Here is a 17033-nt window from a genome sequence, read left to right as displayed (position 1 = left end):
GGCTCATTATGGCGGTGCTCGTGACACCGGGCCTTGCGCTGGCACAAGCCACCAGCGGCGGCGGCGATGCCGCGCTGCTGGAGATGCGCTCGGCCTATTCGCGCGGCAACAGCTTCCAGCTCGCCAACCTGCTGCCCACCGTGCGCGGCCACGCGCTGGAGCCGCTGGCGAACTACTGGAGCATCCGCTCGCGGCTGGACATCGCCACGCCGGTGGACATCCGCGCCGCGCTCGACCGCATGGCGGGCACCTACTGGGAAGACCGCCTGCGCAACGACTGGCTGCTGCAGTTAGGCAAGGCACGCGACTGGGCCAACTTCGACGCCGAGCTGCCACGCTTTCGCATGAACGACGACCGCCAGGTGCGCTGCTACGCACTCATGCGCGACGTGATGACCGGCCGCGCGACCGGCGAGGCCGTGGCGCCCGTGGTGCAGGCCAACTGGCACGCGCAGCGCGAGGCCGAAGATGGTTGCGCGACCGCCGCCAAGTTCCTGCTCGACGCCGGGCAGCTCAAACCCCAGGTGGTGTGGCAGCGCGCCCGGCTGGCCATGGACGCCAACCGCGCGCGCGTGCGCACCCAGGCCGTGGCAGTGCTGGACCCGGACCTGAGCGCCACGGTCGACAGCATCGCAAGCGACCCCGCGAAGTACCTGGACGAAAAACTCACCGCGATCCGGCCCCGCACCAAGGAACTGGTGACGCTGGCCATCATCCGCCTCGCCGCCAACGACCCCACCGCCGCCGCGCTGGAGATGGACCGCACGCGCTGGAAGGCCCAGCTCACCAAGGAAGAGCGCAGCTGGACCTGGGGCGTGATCGGCAAGCGCTCGGCGCAGAAGCTGCAGGCCGAGGCGCTGGGCTACTTCGCCAACGGCGAAGACCGCCACATGCACGACGAGCACCTGGCCTGGAAGGCGCGCGCGGGCATGCGCGCGGGCTCCTGGAGCGCCGTGCACGATGCCGTGGCCGCCATGAGCGAGGCCCAGCAGAGCGACCCGGCCTGGGTGTACTGGGAAGCGCGCGCGGTGCAGGCGCTCAAGCTGCCCGACCCGGTGGCCGCCTCGGCCAAGGCGCGCGAGCTGTTCGAGAGCATCGCCTCCACCCGCGACTTCTACGAACAGCTGGCGATGGAAGAACTCGGCCGGCCCATCACCGTGCCGGCCGCGCCCGCACCGCTCACCGCCGAGGAAGTCGCCGCCGCGCAGAACAACCCCGGCCTGCGCCGCGCGCTGATCGCCATCCGCCTGGGCCTGCGCAGCGAAGGCGTGCGCGAGTGGAACTACACCGTGGGCCTGCACACCCCCGGCGGCATGGGCGAGCGCGAGCTGCTGGCCGCCTCGGCCCTGGCCTGCCAGCATGAGCTCTGGGACCGCTGCATCAACACCAGCCTGCGCACGCCCGAATCGATGGACCACGCGCAGCGCTTCCCCACGCCGCACCGCGCCCAGGTGGTCAGCCGCGCCACCGAGATCGGCCTGGACCCGGCCTACGTGTACGGACTGATCCGGCAGGAAAGCCGCTTCATCACCGACGCCCGCTCGGGCGTGGGCGCTTCCGGGCTCATGCAGGTGATGCCGGCCACCGCGCGCTGGACCGCCAACAAGATCGGCCTGACCAACTTCAAACCCGCCCAGATCACCGAGCGCGACACCAACATCCAGATCGGCACCGCCTACCTGAAGTTCGCGCTCGACGACTTCCAGGGCTCGCTGCCGCTGGCCGCCGCCGCGTACAACGCCGGGCCCGGCCGCTCGCGCCAGTGGCGCAACGGGCCGGTGCTGCCGGGCGAGGTCTGGACCGAGAACATCCCGTTCGAGGAAACGCGCGACTACGTCAAGCGCGTGCTGGCCAACACCACCAACTACGCCGCGCAAATCACCGGCCAGCCGCAGTCGCTGCGCGCGCGGCTGGGCACCGTGGGCCCGCGCCCGGTGAACGCCCCCACCGTCAACCCCGACCTGCCCTGACGCCCATGAAGAACGTTCTTGTCCTCGGTGGCACCGGCTTCATCGGCCGCCACGTCTGCGAAAAACTGCACCGCCAGGGCTGGCGCATCACCGTGCCCACCCGCCGCGCCCTGAACGCCGCGCATGTGCAGCACCTGCCTCGGGTGACGGTGCTCGAAGCCGACGTGCACGACCCCGGGCAACTGCTCAGCCTGCTGGACGGGCACGACGCGCTCGTCAACCTCGTGGCCATCCTGCACGGCAGCGAAGACGACTTCGAGCGCGTGCACGTGGAACTGCCACTCTCGCTGGCCGAGGCCTGCGCGGCCGACGGCATCCGCCGCGTGGTGCACGTGAGCGCGCTGGCCGCGAGCCTGGACGGCCCGTCACGCTACCAGCGCAGCAAGGCGCGCGGCGAAGAGGTGCTGCGCGGCGCGGGCCTGGACCTCACCATCCTGCGGCCCAGCGTGGTCTTTGGCGAGGGCGACCGCTTTCTCAACCTGTTCGCGCGCCTGCAGGCCGTGCTGCCCGTCGTGCCGCTGGCCGGCGCGAACGCGCGCTTTCAGCCCGTGTGGGTGGAAGACGTGGCCCAGGCGGTGGTGACCTGCCTGCGCGACCGCGACCTGCCCATGAGCAGCGCGGGCCAGACGTTCGAATGCGTCGGGCCCGAGGTGTTCACCCTGGCCGAGCTCGTGCGCATCGCCGGGCGCCATGGCAGCCGGCAGCGCCCCGTGCTGCCGCTGCCCGCACCACTGGCGCGGCTGCAGGCCATGGTGATGGAGGCCATGCCCGGCGACCCGGTGATGAGCCGCGACAACCTCGATTCGATGACGGTGGACAACGTGGCCTCGCGGCAATGGCCCGACCTTTCGGCACTGGGCATCCGGCCCGCCAGCGTGCACAGCGTGGCCCCGACCTACCTCGGCGACCGCGGCGGGCGCAGCCAGCTGTTGGATTACCGGCACGGCGCCGGCCGCTGAGCCGAAACTTCGGGCTTTTTTGGGGGCGGGGGTATTTTTTTGGCACACTTCGCGTGTGGCAGAAATGAATACCTTTAACCGACAGGAGCCCCAATGGCCGCACCCGTTCTCAAAAAGCCCAACCGCCGCCTCGCGCCCATCCCCACCCCCACCGAGGAAGACTCGACCTACCGCCCCGAGCATCAGCGCGATGTGGTCAACCGGCTCAAGCGCATCGAAGGCCAGGTGCGCGGCCTGATCGAGATGGTTGAGAATGGCCGGGGCTGCGAGGATGTGGCCCAGCAGATGTGTGCCGCGCGCAAGGCGATGGACAAAGCCTTCTACCGGATGATGGCCTGCTCGGTCATGGAAGCGGTGTCGGAATCGGACTCCGAAATCAACACCTTCCTGCAGGTGGAGCGCTCGACGCGCATTCTTGAAAAATACGCCTAAAGCATTCACCTCAGAACACCTTCCGTGAACCCGCTCGGGCCTCATGGGCCGCGAATCAATCGCCTGGCGTTTTGGCATCAATGCGTGGCCGGCGACCCTCTACCATGGGCGGTTCTTTCAGGAGATCCTTTCCATGGCACTGCAGCTCTACGTCGGCAACAAGAACTACTCGTCCTGGTCCATGCGCCCCTGGGTGCTGATGAAGCAGGCGGGCATTGCGTTCGAAGAGAAGATGATCCGCTTCGACTCGTTCGACGTGAATTCGGTCTTCAAGAAGGAGTTGCGCGCGGTCAGCCCGGTCGCCAAGGTGCCGGTGCTGGTGGACGACGGCTTTGCCATCTGGGACACGCTGGCGATCGCCGAGTACCTCGCCGAGCGTTTCCCCGAGAAGCAGCTCTGGCCGCAGGACGTGCGCGCCCGGGCGCGGGCGCGCAGCGTCTGCGCCGAGATGCACAGCGGTTTTGGCGCGCTGCGCAACCACTGCCCCATGAACATCGAGGCCTCGCTGCCCGAGATCGGCCGCCTGATCTGGCGCGACAAGCCGGACGTGCGCGCCGACGTGGCCCGCCTGTGCGGCCTGTGGAGCGAGCTGCTGGCGGCCCAGCCGGCCGGGGCCCTGCTGTTTGGCGCGTTCAGCATCGCCGATGCGTACTTCGCACCGGTGTGCATGCGCATCGCCACCTACGAGCTGCCCGTGCCGGCCGACCTCGCCGCCTACGTGGCCCGCGTGCGCGCGCTGCCCGGGGTGAAGGCCTGGGTGGACGAGGCGCTGGCCGAGCACGACTTCATCGATTTCGACGAGCCGTACCGGCTGGGCCGCTGAGCGGATGATGAACGCCGTCACCCTCGCCGCCCTGGAAGCCTTCCCGGGCCAGCTGGAGGCGCACTTTGCCGCGTTCCCCAGCGGGTTCACGCAATGGGCGCCGCCGTCCTGGGCCGGCGTGCCCAGCGAGCCGCTGACCGCGCTCGAGCAGGTCTGCCATGTGCGCGACATCGAAATCGATGGCTATCAGGTGCGCTTCCACCGCACGCTGAACGAAAGCCATCCGACGCTGGTGTCCATCGACACCGACGCCCTGGTCATCGAACGCGGCTACGGCACGTCCGACGCGGCGCAGGCCCTGCTCGACTTCCGCGCCGCGCGGGCCCGCACGGTGGCCCTGCTGGCCGGGCTGGCGCCCGATCGGTTCGAGCGCACCGCGGTGTTCGAGGGCTATGGGCCCGTGACCCTGCGCGGCCTGGTGCACTACCTCTGCAGCCACGACCAGCAGCACCTGGCCGGCCTGCAGTGGCTGCTGGGCCAGATCGAGGCTTCGCGCGTGCCCGCGAACGGCTGAGCCGTTCACCGCGGTCCCGCCCCGCAAGCGCGACCGCTCAGAAGCGCACGACGGTGCGGATCGACTTGCCTTCGTGCATCAGGTCGAAGGCTTCGTTGATCTCGCTGAGCTGGCGGGTGTGGGTGACGAAGGGCGCCAACTGCAGATGGCCTGCCATCGCGTCGCGCACCATGCCGGGCAGTTCGGTGCGGCCTTTGACGCCGCCAAAGGCCGTGCCCATCCACTTTCGGCCGGTGACCAGCTGGAACGGGCGTGTGGAAATTTCCTGGCCCGCACCGGCCACGCCGATGACCACGGACTGGCCCCAGCCGCGGTGCGCGCACTCCAAGGCCGCGCGCATCACGTGGACGTTGCCGATGCACTCGAAGGAATGGTCCACGCCCCAGCCGGTCATTTCCACGATGACCTGCTGGATGGGTTTGTCGAAGTCCTTGGGGTTGACGACATCCGTCGCGCCGAAGGTCCTGGCCAGGTCGAACTTCGAGGGGTTGGTGTCGACCGCGATGATGCGGCCGGCCTTGGCCAGCTTGGCGCCCTGGACCACGGCCAGACCGATGCCGCCCAGCCCGAACACGGCCACCGAGTCGCCTTCCTGCACCTTGGCCGTGTTCTTGACGGCCCCCAGGCCGGTGGTCACGCCACAGCCCAGCAGGCAGACCTGCTCGGGGTTGGCCTGCGCGTCGATCCTGGCCAGGGACACCTCGGCCACCACGGTGTACTCGCTGAAGGTGGAGCACCCCATGTAGTGGTGGATGGGCTGGCCGTTGTAGGAGAAGCGCGTCGTTCCATCGGGCATCACGCCCTTGCCCTGGGTGGCGCGCACGGCCACGCACAGGTTGGTCTTGCCGGATCGGCAGAACAGGCATTCACCGCATTCGGCCGTGTACAGCGGGATCACGTGGTCGCCCGGCTTGACGCTGGTGACGCCTTCGCCGACCTCGACCACGATGCCTGCGCCTTCATGGCCCAGGACCACGGGGAAGAGACCTTCCGGGTCGTCGCCGGACAGCGTGAAGGCGTCGGTGTGGCACACGCCCGTGTGCGTAATGCGGACCAGCACTTCGCCCTGGCGCGGCGGGGCCACGTCGATTTCAACGATCTGAAGCGGTTCTCCGGCCTTGAAGGCCACGGCAGCGCGCGATTTCATCTTTGGGGGGTCCTTATAGTTGGCTTCGTCTTTCGAAGAGGGCCCCGCACGATATCGGCGACGGCGCCTGAGCGCTACCCGTTGACGGGCGCTTCGAGCCGGGTTGGCCGGCGCATCGGTCAAGTTGGCCGGATCGGAACGGGCCATTCGTGAAACGACAACACAGGCACAACGAAACCACTGAAACATGGAAGTCCCTATGCACTCTTCACCCGTCCGGGTCGACCTGGTCGTGTACCCAGGGTTCAAGGCGCTGGAGGCCATCGGCACCATGAGCGTGCTGGAGTACGCCAACATCCATCTGGCGCAAAGTGGCCGACCGCCCGGCTACAGCGTGAGGATCGCCTCCACCCGGGTTGGCACGATCGCCTCCGACCTGCAGATGTCGCTGGAAGCCACGAAGGCCGTGGACGCGACCGACCTCCCGGACATCGCGGTCATCGTGGGCGCGCGCGCCATCGAGCAGGCCCTGGCGTCGAACCAGCCTCTGGTGGAATGGGCCCGCGACAACGCCTCCCGGGTGAACCGCCTGGTGGGCCTGTGCTCGGGCAGCTTCTTCCTCGCGGAGGCCGGGCTGCTGGACGGCCTGCGCGCCACCACCCACTGGAGCGCGGCGGGCCTGCTGCAGCGAAAGTTCAGGGATGTGAAGGTGGAGCCCGACGCGATCTACATCCGCGCCGGTCATCTCTGGACGTCGGCGGGCGTGACCGCCTGCATCGATCTGGCGCTGGCCCTGGTGGAAGAGGATTTCGGCCGCTCCCTGGCCCTGGCGGTGGCCCGGGATCTGGTCGTCTACCTGCGGCGCCCAGGCGGGCAGTCCCAGTACAGCATGCACCTGGCCAGCCAGAACACCACGCACCCGGGCATCCGCGAGGTGCAGGACTGGATTCTCTCCAACGTCGCGTCGCCGATGCCGCAGAGCGATCTGGCCCGGCGGGCGGCCATGAGCGAGCGGAATTTTCGCCGCGTGTTCGTGAAGGAAGTGGGCGTCGCGCCGAACCAGTACATCGACGCGGCCAGGCTCGACAAGGCCTGCGTGCTCCTGCAGGACGGGGACCTGCCCTTGAAGTCGATCGCCGGGCGCGTCGGCTATGCCTCCGAGCAGTCGCTGCGCAAGCTGTTCCTGAAGCAACTGGGCGTCACGGCCGAGGAGTACCGGGTGCGCTTCAGCAGCGCGCGCCGGCATTCGGATTGAGCACCCAGGCGCGGCCGGCCAGCCCCTGCGCCTAAACTTGCCTCCATGAAAACCTATCTCGTGGGCGGCGCGGTGCGCGACGCGCTGATGGCGCGCGCTTCGGACGCGCCCGCCGCCGTCTCGCACGCGGACCGCGACTGGGTGGTGGTGGGCGCCACGCCCGAAGCCATGGCGGCCGAGGGCTTCCTGCCGGTGGGGCGCGACTTTCCGGTCTTTCTTCACCCGAAGACCAAAGAGGAATACGCGCTGGCGCGCACCGAGCGCAAGACCGCGCCGGGCTACCACGGCTTCGCTTTCCACACCGAGGCCGGCGTCACGCTGGAAGACGATCTCGCGCGGCGCGACCTCACCATCAACGCCATGGCGGTGGCCGCCGAGCACGCGGACGACCCGGCGCGCGCGCCCTTGATCGACCCGCACCAAGGCCAGCGCGACCTGCGCGAACGCGTGCTGCGCCACGTGACCGGGGCCTTCGCGGAAGACCCGGTGCGCATCCTGCGGCTGGCCCGCTTCGCCGCGCGCTTTCCCGATTTTTCGGTGGCGCCCGAGACCCTGGCGCTGATGCGCGAGATGGTGGCGAACGGCGAAGTCGACCACCTGGTGGCCGAGCGCGTGTGGCAGGAGCTGGCGCGTGGCCTCATGGAGCAACGCCCCAGCCGCATGCTGGAGGTGCTGCGCGACTGCGGTGCCCTGCAGCGGCTGTTGCCCGAGGTGGACCGGCTCTGGGGCGTGCCGCAGCGCGCCGAATACCACCCCGAGGTGGACACCGGCGTGCACCTGATGATGGTGCTGGACATGAGCGCGCGCCTGGCCGCGCCGCTGACGGTGCGCTTCGCCTGCCTGTGCCACGACCTGGGCAAGGGCACGACGCCGGCCGACGTGCTGCCGCGCCACATCGGCCATGAAGAGCGCAGCGCGCGCCTGCTCAAGGGCGTGTGCGAGCGGCTGCGCGTGCCCACCGATTGCCGCGAACTCGCCGACGTGGTGGCGCGCGAGCACGGCAACATCCACCGCAGCGGCGATTTCAGCGCGGGCGCGGTGGAGCGCCTGCTGGAGCGCTGCGACGCGCTGCGCAAGCCGGCGCGTTTCCATGAAGTGCTGCTGGCCTGCGAATGCGACGCGCGCGGCCGCCTCGGCCTGGAAGAAGAACCTTACCCACCGCGCGAGCGGCTGGCGCTGGCGCTGTCGGCCTCGCGCTCGGTGGACACGGCCGTGGTCGCGGCCCAGGCCCAGGCCGATGGGCTGAGCGGCCAGCGCGTGGGCGAGCGCATCCACCGCGCGCGCGTCACCGCCGTTTCGCAGGCGCTGGGGTCTTCGGCGCCCGAAGCCCCGGGCGATTGAGCCCATCCGCGCGCCGTCAACCGGGGCCGGAGTCTCACCCACGAGGTGGGTTAAAACGATTTTTCACGACATGGGACCGCTCACCCTGTTACGGTAGGGGCCAATGAGCACACTGCCCCAACTGCTGAGCGACCGCTCCGCGCTGTTTCTGGACTTCGACGGCACGCTCGCCGATCTGGCCGGCAGGCCCGATGCGGTGGAGATTCCTCCGGCACTGGTGACCTTGCTGAATGGCCTGCACCAGCGGCTGGATGGCGCGCTGGCGCTGGTGACGGGGCGCGCCCGCGAAGACCTGGAGCCCATGCTGGCCTCGCCCTGGCCGTGGCCGGCGGCGTTCGAACACGGCGCGGTGCGCCTGTCGCCCCACGGGGGGGCGGCCACCACGCGCCCAAGCGGACTGGCGCGCGCGATCGCCGCGGCCGAACAGCTGGTGGCGCGCCACGCGGGGCTGCTGCTGGAGCGCAAGCAGACCTCGATGGCCCTGCACTACCGGCAGGCGCCCATGCTGGAAGCGCTGTGCATGAGCACGCTGACGCAGGCCATCACCGACGAACCCGGCCTGCAGTTGCTGCACGGCAAGGCCGTGGTGGAGGTGAAATCCGCCCGGGTGAGCAAGGGCGCCGCCATCGAGGCCTTCATGCAGGAAGCGCCCTTCGCGGGCCGCGTGCCGGTGTTCGCGGGCGACGATGTGACCGACGAGGCCGGCTTCGACGTGGTGCAGCGCCTGGGCGGCGAAGGCATCAAGGTGGGCGATGGCCCAAGCCTGGCCCGCCACCGCTGCCCCAGCCCGGAGGCCCTGCGCACCTGGCTGGCCGACGCCCTCCTCCTTCCCAGCACACGCCCATGAGCCCCACCCCCGGTTTCGCGCCACCCGCCGCCCCCTCGCTGTCGCTGGGCATGGTCGGCAACTGCGCCTTCAGCGCGCTGATCGACCCGCACGGCCGCGTGGTCTGGAGCTGCCTGCCGCGCTTTGACGGCGACCCGGTGTTCCACGCCCTGCTGGGCGGCGACGATCTCGAAAAGGGCGCGTTCGCGATCGAGATCGAGGGCCTGGCCGAAGCCACCCAGCGCTACGAGCACAACACCGCCGTGCTGGTGACCGAGCTCTGGGACCACGACGGCAACGGCCTGTCCATCACCGATTTCGCGCCGCGTTTTCTCTCGCGCGGCCGCTACTTCCGGCCCACCCAGCTGGTGCGCCGCGTGCGCCCGCTCAAGGGCGCGCCGCGCATCCGCGTGAGCCTGCTGCCACGCTTCGACTGGGGCCGCGTCACGCCCACCATCACCTCGGGCAGCAACCACATCCGCTACGTGGGCGAGGGGCTGACGCTGCGCCTGCACACCGATGCCTCCATCAGCCACGTGCTCTCGCGCGAGCCTTTCCTGCTCACGCGCGAATGCAACTTCATGTTCGGCCCGGACGAGACGCTGGAGACCGGCATCGGCGACACCGCGCGCCACTTCGAGCAGGAGACCCTGGCCTACTGGCGCAACTGGAGCCGGCGCCTGGCGGTGCCGCTGGAGTGGCAGGAGGCGGTGATCCGCGCGGCCATCACGCTCAAGCTTTCGCTGTACGAAGACACGGGCGCCATCGTCGCGGCCATGACCACCAGCATCCCCGAAGCGCCGGGCACCCAGCGCAACTGGGACTACCGCTACTGCTGGCTGCGCGACGCCTTCTTCGTGGTGCGCGCGCTCAACAGCCTGTCCGAGGTCGGCACCATGGAGGACTACCTCAGCTGGCTCGCCAACGTGGTGGTGGGCGCGGGCGGCGGCCACATCCAGCCGCTGCACGGCATCGGCCTGGAGCGCGAACTGCCCGAGAGCATCTGCGACACCCTGCCCGGCTACCGCGGCATGGGGCCGGTGCGCGTGGGCAACCAGGCGCAGGAGCACTTCCAGCACGACGTGTACGGCAACATCGTGCTGGCCGCCGCGCAGGCCTTCCACGACGAGCGCCTGCTGCACCCGGCGGGCCTCGCGGAGTTCGAACAGCTCGAAGTGGTGGGCGAGCGCGCGCTGCGCATCTACGACCAGCCCGACGCCGGCATGTGGGAGCTGCGCACGCGCGCGCGCGTGCACACCAGCTCGGCCCTGATGTGCTGGGCCGCCTGCGACCGGTTCGCCAAGATCGCGCGCACGCTGGAGATGCCCGGGCGCGCCTCCTACTGGGCGACCCACGCCGAAACCATGCGCGAGCGCATCCTGCGCGAGTCCTGGAGCGAGGAGCGCCAGGCCTTCGCCGAGAGCTTCGGCGGGCGCGACCTCGATGCCAGCGTGCTGCTGATGGTGGAGGTGGGCATGATCGACCCGATGGACCCGCGCTTCCTCGCCACGCTGGACGCGCTGGAGAAGCACCTGTGCGACGGCCCCTTCATGCGGCGCTACGAGGCCGCCGACGATTTCGGCAAGCCCGAGACCGCGTTCAACATCTGCACCTTCTGGCGCATCGACGCGCTCGCGCGCACCGGCCGCGCCGACGAGGCGCGCGCGATCTTCGAGACCATGCTGGCCGCGCGCAACCCGCTGGGCATGCTGTCGGAAGACACCCACGCCACCACCGGCGAGATGTGGGGCAACTTCCCGCAGACCTATTCGATGGTGGGCATCATCAACGCCGCGGTGCGCCTCTCGGCCCGCTGGGATTCGGTGATTTGATGGGACGGCTCGTCGTCATCTCCAACCGCATCGCCGATCCGCGCAAGACCGCCTCGGGCGGGCTGGCCGTGGCGCTGGGCCAGGCGCTCGAGGCCTCGGGCGGGCTGTGGTTCGGCTGGAGCGGCAAGGTGGTGGAGGACGGCACGCCCGGCGAGGGTGAGCTGCACGTGCAGAACGCGGGCAAGGTGCAGCTGGCGACGGTGGACCTCAGCCGCGAGGACCACGACAGCTACTACCTGGGCTACAGCAACGGCGTGCTCTGGCCGGTGTTCCACTACCGGCTCGACCTGGCCGACTTCGACGCCGGCTACATCGGCGGCTACCGGCGCGTGAACCAGATGTTCGCGCACAAGCTCAAGACCCTGCTGCGGCCCGACGACATCATCTGGGTGCACGACTACCACCTGATCCCGCTGGCCGCTGAGCTGCGCGCCATGGGCTGCGAGCAGCGCATGGGCTTCTTCCTGCACATCCCGCTGCCACCCCCGCTGATGCTGGCCGCCGTGCCCGAGCACGACTGGCTGATGCGCTCGCTGTTCGCCTACGACCTGGTGGGCTTCCAGAGCGAGGCCGATGTGTCGCACTTCGCGCGCTACGTGGGCACAGAGACGCCGGCCGACATCCTGGGCGAACACGAATTCCGCGCCTTCGGCAAGACACTGCGCGCGCAGGCCTTTCCGATCGGCATCGACGTGGACGAGTTCATCGAGCTCGGCAAGGGCCGCGAGTCGCAGGACATGCACGAGCAGATGCTCAAGGAGTATTCGCGCCGCCGCCTGCTGCTGGGTGTGGAGCGCATGGACTACTCCAAGGGCCTGCCGCAGCGGCTCAAGGCGTTCCGCCAACTGCTGCAGGCCTACCCGGAGAACCTGGGCAGCGCCACGCTGATCCAGATCGCCGCGCCCAGCCGCGAGACGGTGGACGCCTACGCCGCGCTGCTGCAGGAGCTGGAGAGCCTGTGCGGCGCCATCAACGGCAACTTCGGTGAACTGGACTGGATGCCGGTGCGCTACATCCACCGCAACGTGGCGCGCAAGCGCCTGCCCGGGCTGTACCGCGCCGCCAGCGTGGCGCTGGTGACGCCGCTGCGCGATGGCATGAACCTGGTGCGCAAGGAGTTCATCGCCGCGCAGGACCCGGACGACCCCGGCGTGCTGGTGCTCTCGCGTTTTGCCGGCGCGGCCGAGCAGATGCGCGAGGCCCTGCTGGTCAACCCCTACGACACCACGCGCACGGCCGAGACCATGCAGCGCGCGCTGCAGATGCCGCTGGAGGAGCGCCAGCGCCGCCACCAGGCGCTGCTGCAGGGCATCCGCGAGCAGGACGTGCACTGGTGGCGCGAGCGCTTCCTGGCCGCGCTGGCGGCCGTTCCCAATCCGTAAACCCTTTCACGGCGGGCGCCGGCCGCGAGGCCGGCGCCCGCTTTGCTTTTTCTTTTTCCGGAGCACCCCATGAACGAAGCCTTCATCGACATCGCCACCCGCTGGTGGACCAGCCTGGGCGGCGCCGCCGCCAGTCTCACGCGCATCGTGCTGATCGTCCTGGTGGCCTGGCTGCTGGTGGTGGTGCTGCAGCGCGTGGTGGGCACGCTGCGCGAGCGCATCGCCAGCCGGCTGGACGACCGCGAGGCCGCCAAGCGCGCCCAGACGCTGGACCGGGTGTTCCGTTACCTGATCGTCGTGGTGGTGAGCCTGGTGGCCGGCATGCTGGTGCTGGGCGAGGTGGGTGTGTCGGTCGCGCCCATCCTGGGGGCGGCGGGCGTGGTGGGCCTGGCGGTGGGCTTCGGCGCGCAAAGCCTGGTGAAGGACTACTTCACCGGCTTCTTCCTGCTGCTGGAGAACCAGATCCGCCAGGGCGACGTGGTCAAGATCGGCGACCACGCCGGCATGGTGGAGGTGGTGACGCTGCGCTACGTGCAGCTGCGCGACTACGACGGCAACGTGCACTACGTGCCCAACGGGTACATCAACACCGTGGTCAACATGACGCGCGACTTCAGCCACGCGGTGATGGACATCCGCGTGGCCTTCCGCGAGAACGTGGAGGACGTGATGGCCGTGATGCGCGACGTGGCCTCGCAACTGCGCGCCGACCCGGCGTTCGAGCCCCGCATCCTGGCCGACATGGAGATCGCCGGCGTGGACAACTGGGCAGAGTCGGCGCTCATCATCCGCTGCCGCTTCCGCACCCTGCCGCTGGAGCAGTGGGGCATCAAGCGCGAGTACCTGCGCCGCCTGAAGGCGGCCTTCGATGCGCAGGGCATCCAGATCCCGGTGCCACACCTCATGGTGTACCCGGGGCAGGACCGCGAGGGAGCGGTCCCGCCGCTGGGCGCCGCGCAGGCCGCGCCCCAGTCGTGATCAGGGCCGCGCGTCGAGCGCGCGGGCGGCGCCGAGCAGCGCGGGCGATTGCTGCGCGGTGATCACCCACACCGGAATCCCGCTCTGGTAAGCCTCGAAGCGGCCCTTGGCTTCGAAGCGTTCGCGGAACGGCGAGGTATCGAACCAGGTGCCCAGGCGCGGCACCACGCCCCCGCCGATGTAGACCCCGCCGCGCGCACCCAGCGTGAGCGCGAGGTTGCCGGCCACCGCACCGAGCACGCCGCAGAGCATCTCCAGGGCCTCCAGCGCCTGCGGATGCCGGCCTTGCAGCGCGGCCTCGGTGACGGCGGCGGCGCTGCCGAACGCGCGGGCGTCCACGCCATCGGCCTCGCACAGGATCTGGCAGGTCTCCAGCAAGCCGGTGCCGCTGGCCACGCGCTCGGCCGAGGCATGGCCGTGGCGGCGCACCAGCGCGTCCATCACCACCCGCTCGCGCGCGGTGGCCGCGGGCAGGGTCACGTGACCGCCCTCGCCGGCGATCGGCACCCAGCCGCCCGCACCATCGGGCAGCAGGCCCGACACGCCCAGCCCCGTGCCCGCGCCCAGCAGCGCGATGGCCGCGCCGGGCACCGCCGCGCCGCCGCCCACCTGGCGCAGCTCGTGCGCGGGCAGGTGCGGCAGGGCCAGGGCCAGGGCGGTGAAGTCGTTGAGCACGCGCAGCGTGCTCAGGCCCAGTTCGTCGCGCAAGGCCGCCTGCGAGAACGACCAGTCGTGGTTGGTCATGCTCACGCGGTCGCCCGTGACGGGGTTGGCCATGGCGATCGCCGCCGCCGTGGGCTGGCGGCCCAGGCCGCCGAGGTAGACGCGGATCGCGGCCTGCAGGCTGGCGTGCTCGGCCACCGGCAGCACCTGGATGTGCTCGATCGGTGCGCCCTGGCCGTCCTGCCAGGCCAGGCGGGCGTTGGTGCCGCCCACGTCGGCCAGCAGCCGGCCTTGTCGGGGAGATGAAGACATGGTGCGCGGGAAAAGGTCGGACAAGCCCCGACCATACCGCGTCAGGCGGCGGGCGTGTTCAGGACCGCGGCAGGTTCGAGCGCACCCAGCGCACGATGTCGGCCTGCCCCATGGCGCCGGGCTGGCGCGCCACCTCGCGCCCGTTCACGAACAGCGCCAGCGTGGGGATGCTGCGGATCTGCAGTCGCGCGCCCAGGGCCTGGGCTTCTTCCGTGTTGACCTTGGCCAGGCGGACGTGCGGCTCCAGCTCGCGCGCGGCGGCCTCGAACTGGGGCGCCATGGCGCGGCAGGGACCGCACCAGGGGGCCCAGAAGTCCACCAGCACCGGCACCTGGGAGCGGCCCACGTGTTTCTCGAAGGCGGCTTCGTCCAGCGCCGCCGGGTGGCCGTCGAACAGCGCGCGGTGGCATTTGCCGCAATCCGGCGCCTGGCCCAGGGCCTCGCGGGCCAGGCGGTTGGTGGTGTGGCAATGCGGGCAGACGATGTGCAGGGACTCGGCGGTCATGGGGCGCTCCCTCAGATCAGGTAGCCGATCAGGCTGGCAACCATGCTCAGCACGACGGTGGTGGCGAAGGGCAGGAACCATTCCCGGCCAAAGGCCTTGAAGTGGAAGTCGCCCGGCAGCCGCCCGAAGCCCAGCTTGCGCAGCAGCGGCGTGAACCAGCTGATCAGCAGCAGGGCCAGGAAGATGACGATCATCCAGCGGATCATGCTCAGAGCCGGTGTGTGCGGTCGCCGGCCGCGAAACCCAGGGGCACCCAGCCGGCGGCGCTGCCGGCCGGTGCCAGCGCGATCACCTTGAACAGCTCGCCCATCTCGTGCTCGTTGACGAGCTTCTGCATCATCGCGTTCTGCCGTGCGTCGGCGCGCTGCGCCAGGTCCAGCAGGCCGCAGTTCAACAGGAAACGGCCCTGGCTGGCGTAGCCCAGCACGTCCAGCCCCGCGTCCTGCGCGGCCAGGGCGATGCCGGTGAAGTTCACGTGCGCGGTGATGTCCTTCTCGCCCACGTCGCTCAGCGGGTCGCTGTCGCTGCGGTGCGCGCGGTGGCAGATCAGCGTGCCCATGGCACGCTGCGGGTGGTAGTACTCGGCCTCGGGGAAACCGTAGTCGAGCAGGAAGGCCGCGCCGCGCTTCAGGCGGTCGCCCAGGGTGCGCACGAAGGCCTCGGCCTGCGGGTGGATTTCGGTCACGTAGTCGTGCCCACCCTCCACCGCCAGCGGTGGGCGCAGCTCGGTGGCGCGGTCGGCCCAGGCCAGGGCGCCCGCCGCGTCCAGCGCCACCCCGCGCTCGTGCCACACGCCCCCCGTGCGCGCGAGCAGTTGCACCGGCATGGCATCGAGCACCTCGTTGCCGAGCGCCACGCCGTGCAGTTGCTCGGGCAGGGCATCGGCCCAATGAACACGGTCCACGTGCGCGCTCAGGGTGTGGCGCTGGCGTTCGCGCAGGCTGCCCGAGAGGTCGACGATGGTGTAGCGCCGCAGCGGCTGCCCCCGTTCGGCCAGCGCCTCGATCACCTGCAGGGCGAGCGCGCCGGTGCCGGCGCCGAACTCCCACACCTCGTCGGTGCCGCTGGCGGCCAGCGCCTGCGCCACCTGCCGCGCCAGGGCCTGGCCGAACAGCGGGGTGAGTTCGGGCGCGGTCACGAAATCGCTGCCGCCCTGGGGCAGGTGGCCGAATTTCGCCAGCGCGTTGGCGTAATAGCCCAGGCCGGGCTCGTAGAGCGCGATGGCCATGAAGCGGTCGAACGGCAGCCAGCCGCCGCCCTGGGCGATGGCCTCGCGCACCCGCGCCAGCAAGGGGCTCGTTAAACTCTCGTGTTCTGTTGCCATGGGGGTTCGCACCCCCGGATTGTCCTTCATGCCCAGCGCCACCCCCCCGCCTCTTGCCACGCGCACCGTGCTCGTCACCGGCGCGGGCAAGCGCCTGGGCCGCGAGATCGCGCTGGCGCTGGCGCAGTCGGGCTGGAACGTGGCGGTGCACCACCGCCACTCGGCCGACGACGCGCACCGCACCGCCGCCGACTGCGCCTTGCGCAGCGGGCGCGACGGCAGCGCCCACACCTTTTTTGCCGATCTCGGCGACGAGGCCAGCGTGCGCGCCCTGCTGCCGACCGTGGTGGCGCATTTCGGCCAGCTGGACGCGGTGGTCAACAACGCCTCGATCTTCGAACACGACAGCGCGCCCAGCTTCGGCTTCGCCGCGCTGGAGCAGCACCTGCGCGCCAACACCGGCGCGCCCGTGCTGCTGGCGCAGGCCCTGCATGCGCACCTGGAGGCACGGCAGGCCGAGGGCGTGGTGGTCAACCTGCTCGACCAGAAGCTCTGGAACATGAACCCGGACTTCTTCAGCTACACGCTCTCCAAGGCCGCGCTCGAAGCCGCCAACACCATGCTGGCGCTGGCCCTGGCGCCGCGCGTGCGCGTGGTGGGCGTGGCGCCCGGCCTCACGCTCACCAGCCACCTGCTGAGCGACGAGAAATTCGCCGAACTGCACCAGCAGTCGCCGCTGGGCCGCTCGTCCACCCCGCAGGACGTGGCCGCGACCGTGGCCTTCGCGCTGGACAACCGATCCATCACCGGCACCACCCTGCTGGTCGATGGCGGCCAGCACCTGATGCGCTTCGAGCGCGATTTTTCGCTGATGTAACCCAGCGCACGCC

The 17033-nt window shown here is 70.2% G+C and carries 17 protein-coding genes; 12 read left to right on the top strand and 5 right to left on the bottom strand.

Translation table 11 applies throughout. From position 1 onward, the window contains the following. Nucleotides 1-8: 8 nt before the first annotated feature. From ACFJI0_RS00585 to ACFJI0_RS00565, 5 genes are all read left to right on the top strand, one after another. On the top strand, nucleotides 9-1970 hold the full coding sequence (locus tag ACFJI0_RS00585; RefSeq protein WP_382325853.1) for a transglycosylase SLT domain-containing protein: 1962 nt from the start codon (nucleotides 9-11) through the stop codon (nucleotides 1968-1970). A gap of 5 nt (nucleotides 1971-1975) precedes the next feature. After that, a complete protein-coding gene (locus ACFJI0_RS00580; protein WP_382323064.1) occupies nucleotides 1976-2929 on the top strand; it encodes a complex I NDUFA9 subunit family protein in 954 nt (317 codons plus the stop codon). A gap of 93 nt (nucleotides 2930-3022) precedes the next feature. Continuing rightward, nucleotides 3023-3361 carry a metal-sensitive transcriptional regulator gene (locus tag ACFJI0_RS00575; protein ID WP_382162267.1) on the top strand — a complete coding sequence of 113 codons (339 nt, stop codon included), beginning with the start codon at nucleotides 3023-3025 and terminating at the stop codon, nucleotides 3359-3361. A 133-nt stretch (nucleotides 3362-3494) separates the two neighbouring features. Beyond that, a complete protein-coding gene (locus tag ACFJI0_RS00570) occupies nucleotides 3495-4184 on the top strand; it encodes a glutathione S-transferase family protein (protein WP_291121718.1) in 690 nt (229 codons plus the stop codon). Nucleotides 4185-4191: 7 nt separating this feature from the next. Beyond that, entirely contained in the window at nucleotides 4192-4698 is a 507-nt protein-coding gene (locus ACFJI0_RS00565; RefSeq protein WP_382323063.1) for a DinB family protein, read from the top strand. A gap of 37 nt (nucleotides 4699-4735) precedes the next feature. Here ACFJI0_RS00565 and ACFJI0_RS00560 read toward each other — a convergent pair whose 3' ends face one another. Beyond that, nucleotides 4736-5845 carry an S-(hydroxymethyl)glutathione dehydrogenase/class III alcohol dehydrogenase gene (locus tag ACFJI0_RS00560; protein ID WP_382323062.1) on the bottom strand — a complete coding sequence of 370 codons (1110 nt, stop codon included), beginning with the start codon at nucleotides 5843-5845 and terminating at the stop codon, nucleotides 4736-4738. 199 nt (nucleotides 5846-6044) lie between these two features. Here ACFJI0_RS00560 and ACFJI0_RS00555 point away from each other — a divergent pair, with 199 nt between their 5' ends. From ACFJI0_RS00555 to ACFJI0_RS00530, 6 genes are all read left to right on the top strand, one after another. Next, the gene (locus ACFJI0_RS00555) at nucleotides 6045-7040 is read left to right on the top strand and encodes a GlxA family transcriptional regulator (RefSeq protein ID WP_382323061.1); all 996 of its coding nucleotides are present in this window, start codon (nucleotides 6045-6047) and stop codon (nucleotides 7038-7040) included. Between the two features lie 45 nt (nucleotides 7041-7085). Further along, nucleotides 7086-8381, top strand: coding sequence for a multifunctional CCA addition/repair protein (locus tag ACFJI0_RS00550; protein WP_382323060.1), 1296 nt, complete (start codon nucleotides 7086-7088; stop codon nucleotides 8379-8381). A 103-nt stretch (nucleotides 8382-8484) separates the two neighbouring features. Continuing rightward, entirely contained in the window at nucleotides 8485-9228 is a 744-nt protein-coding gene (gene otsB / locus ACFJI0_RS00545) for a trehalose-phosphatase (RefSeq protein ID WP_382323059.1), read from the top strand. Then, nucleotides 9225-11039 (top strand): glycoside hydrolase family 15 protein, encoded by a 1815-nt coding sequence (locus ACFJI0_RS00540; protein ID WP_382323058.1) that lies wholly within the window; start codon nucleotides 9225-9227, stop codon nucleotides 11037-11039. Before otsB ends, ACFJI0_RS00540 begins: the two co-directional genes overlap by 4 nt. Continuing rightward, nucleotides 11039-12421, top strand: coding sequence for a trehalose-6-phosphate synthase (locus ACFJI0_RS00535; protein WP_382323057.1), 1383 nt, complete (start codon nucleotides 11039-11041; stop codon nucleotides 12419-12421). The genes ACFJI0_RS00540 and ACFJI0_RS00535 overlap by 1 nt, the downstream gene beginning before the upstream one ends. Before the next feature lie 69 nt (nucleotides 12422-12490). Continuing rightward, nucleotides 12491-13399 (top strand): mechanosensitive ion channel family protein, encoded by a 909-nt coding sequence (locus tag ACFJI0_RS00530; RefSeq protein ID WP_382323056.1) that lies wholly within the window; start codon nucleotides 12491-12493, stop codon nucleotides 13397-13399. Here the strand turns inward: ACFJI0_RS00530 and glk are convergent, their stop codons facing one another. The 4 genes from glk to ACFJI0_RS00510 are packed head-to-tail and all read right to left on the bottom strand — an operon-like array spanning nucleotide 13400 to nucleotide 16203. Then, nucleotides 13400-14374, bottom strand: coding sequence for a glucokinase (glk, locus tag ACFJI0_RS00525; RefSeq protein WP_382323055.1), 975 nt, complete (start codon nucleotides 14372-14374; stop codon nucleotides 13400-13402). A gap of 58 nt (nucleotides 14375-14432) precedes the next feature. Continuing rightward, a complete protein-coding gene (trxC, locus tag ACFJI0_RS00520; protein WP_382323054.1) occupies nucleotides 14433-14879 on the bottom strand; it encodes a thioredoxin TrxC in 447 nt (148 codons plus the stop codon). Nucleotides 14880-14890: 11 nt separating this feature from the next. Then, on the bottom strand, nucleotides 14891-15085 hold the full coding sequence (locus ACFJI0_RS00515; protein ID WP_291121019.1) for a DUF2905 domain-containing protein: 195 nt from the start codon (nucleotides 15083-15085) through the stop codon (nucleotides 14891-14893). A gap of 2 nt (nucleotides 15086-15087) precedes the next feature. Further along, the gene (locus ACFJI0_RS00510) at nucleotides 15088-16203 is read right to left on the bottom strand and encodes a class I SAM-dependent methyltransferase (RefSeq protein WP_382323053.1); all 1116 of its coding nucleotides are present in this window, start codon (nucleotides 16201-16203) and stop codon (nucleotides 15088-15090) included. 28 nt (nucleotides 16204-16231) lie between these two features. On the opposite strand from ACFJI0_RS00510, the gene ACFJI0_RS00505 reads away from it, so the two are divergent. Beyond that, entirely contained in the window at nucleotides 16232-17020 is a 789-nt protein-coding gene (locus tag ACFJI0_RS00505; protein WP_382323052.1) for an SDR family oxidoreductase, read from the top strand. Nucleotides 17021-17033 lie beyond the last annotated feature (13 nt).

The organism is Hydrogenophaga sp. UC242_53, from assembly GCF_042696965.1.
Lineage (GTDB): Bacteria > Pseudomonadota > Gammaproteobacteria > Burkholderiales > Burkholderiaceae_C > Hydrogenophaga.
Note: the sequence above shows the minus strand (reverse complement) of the source record. Positions and strands in the feature narration are given on the sequence as shown.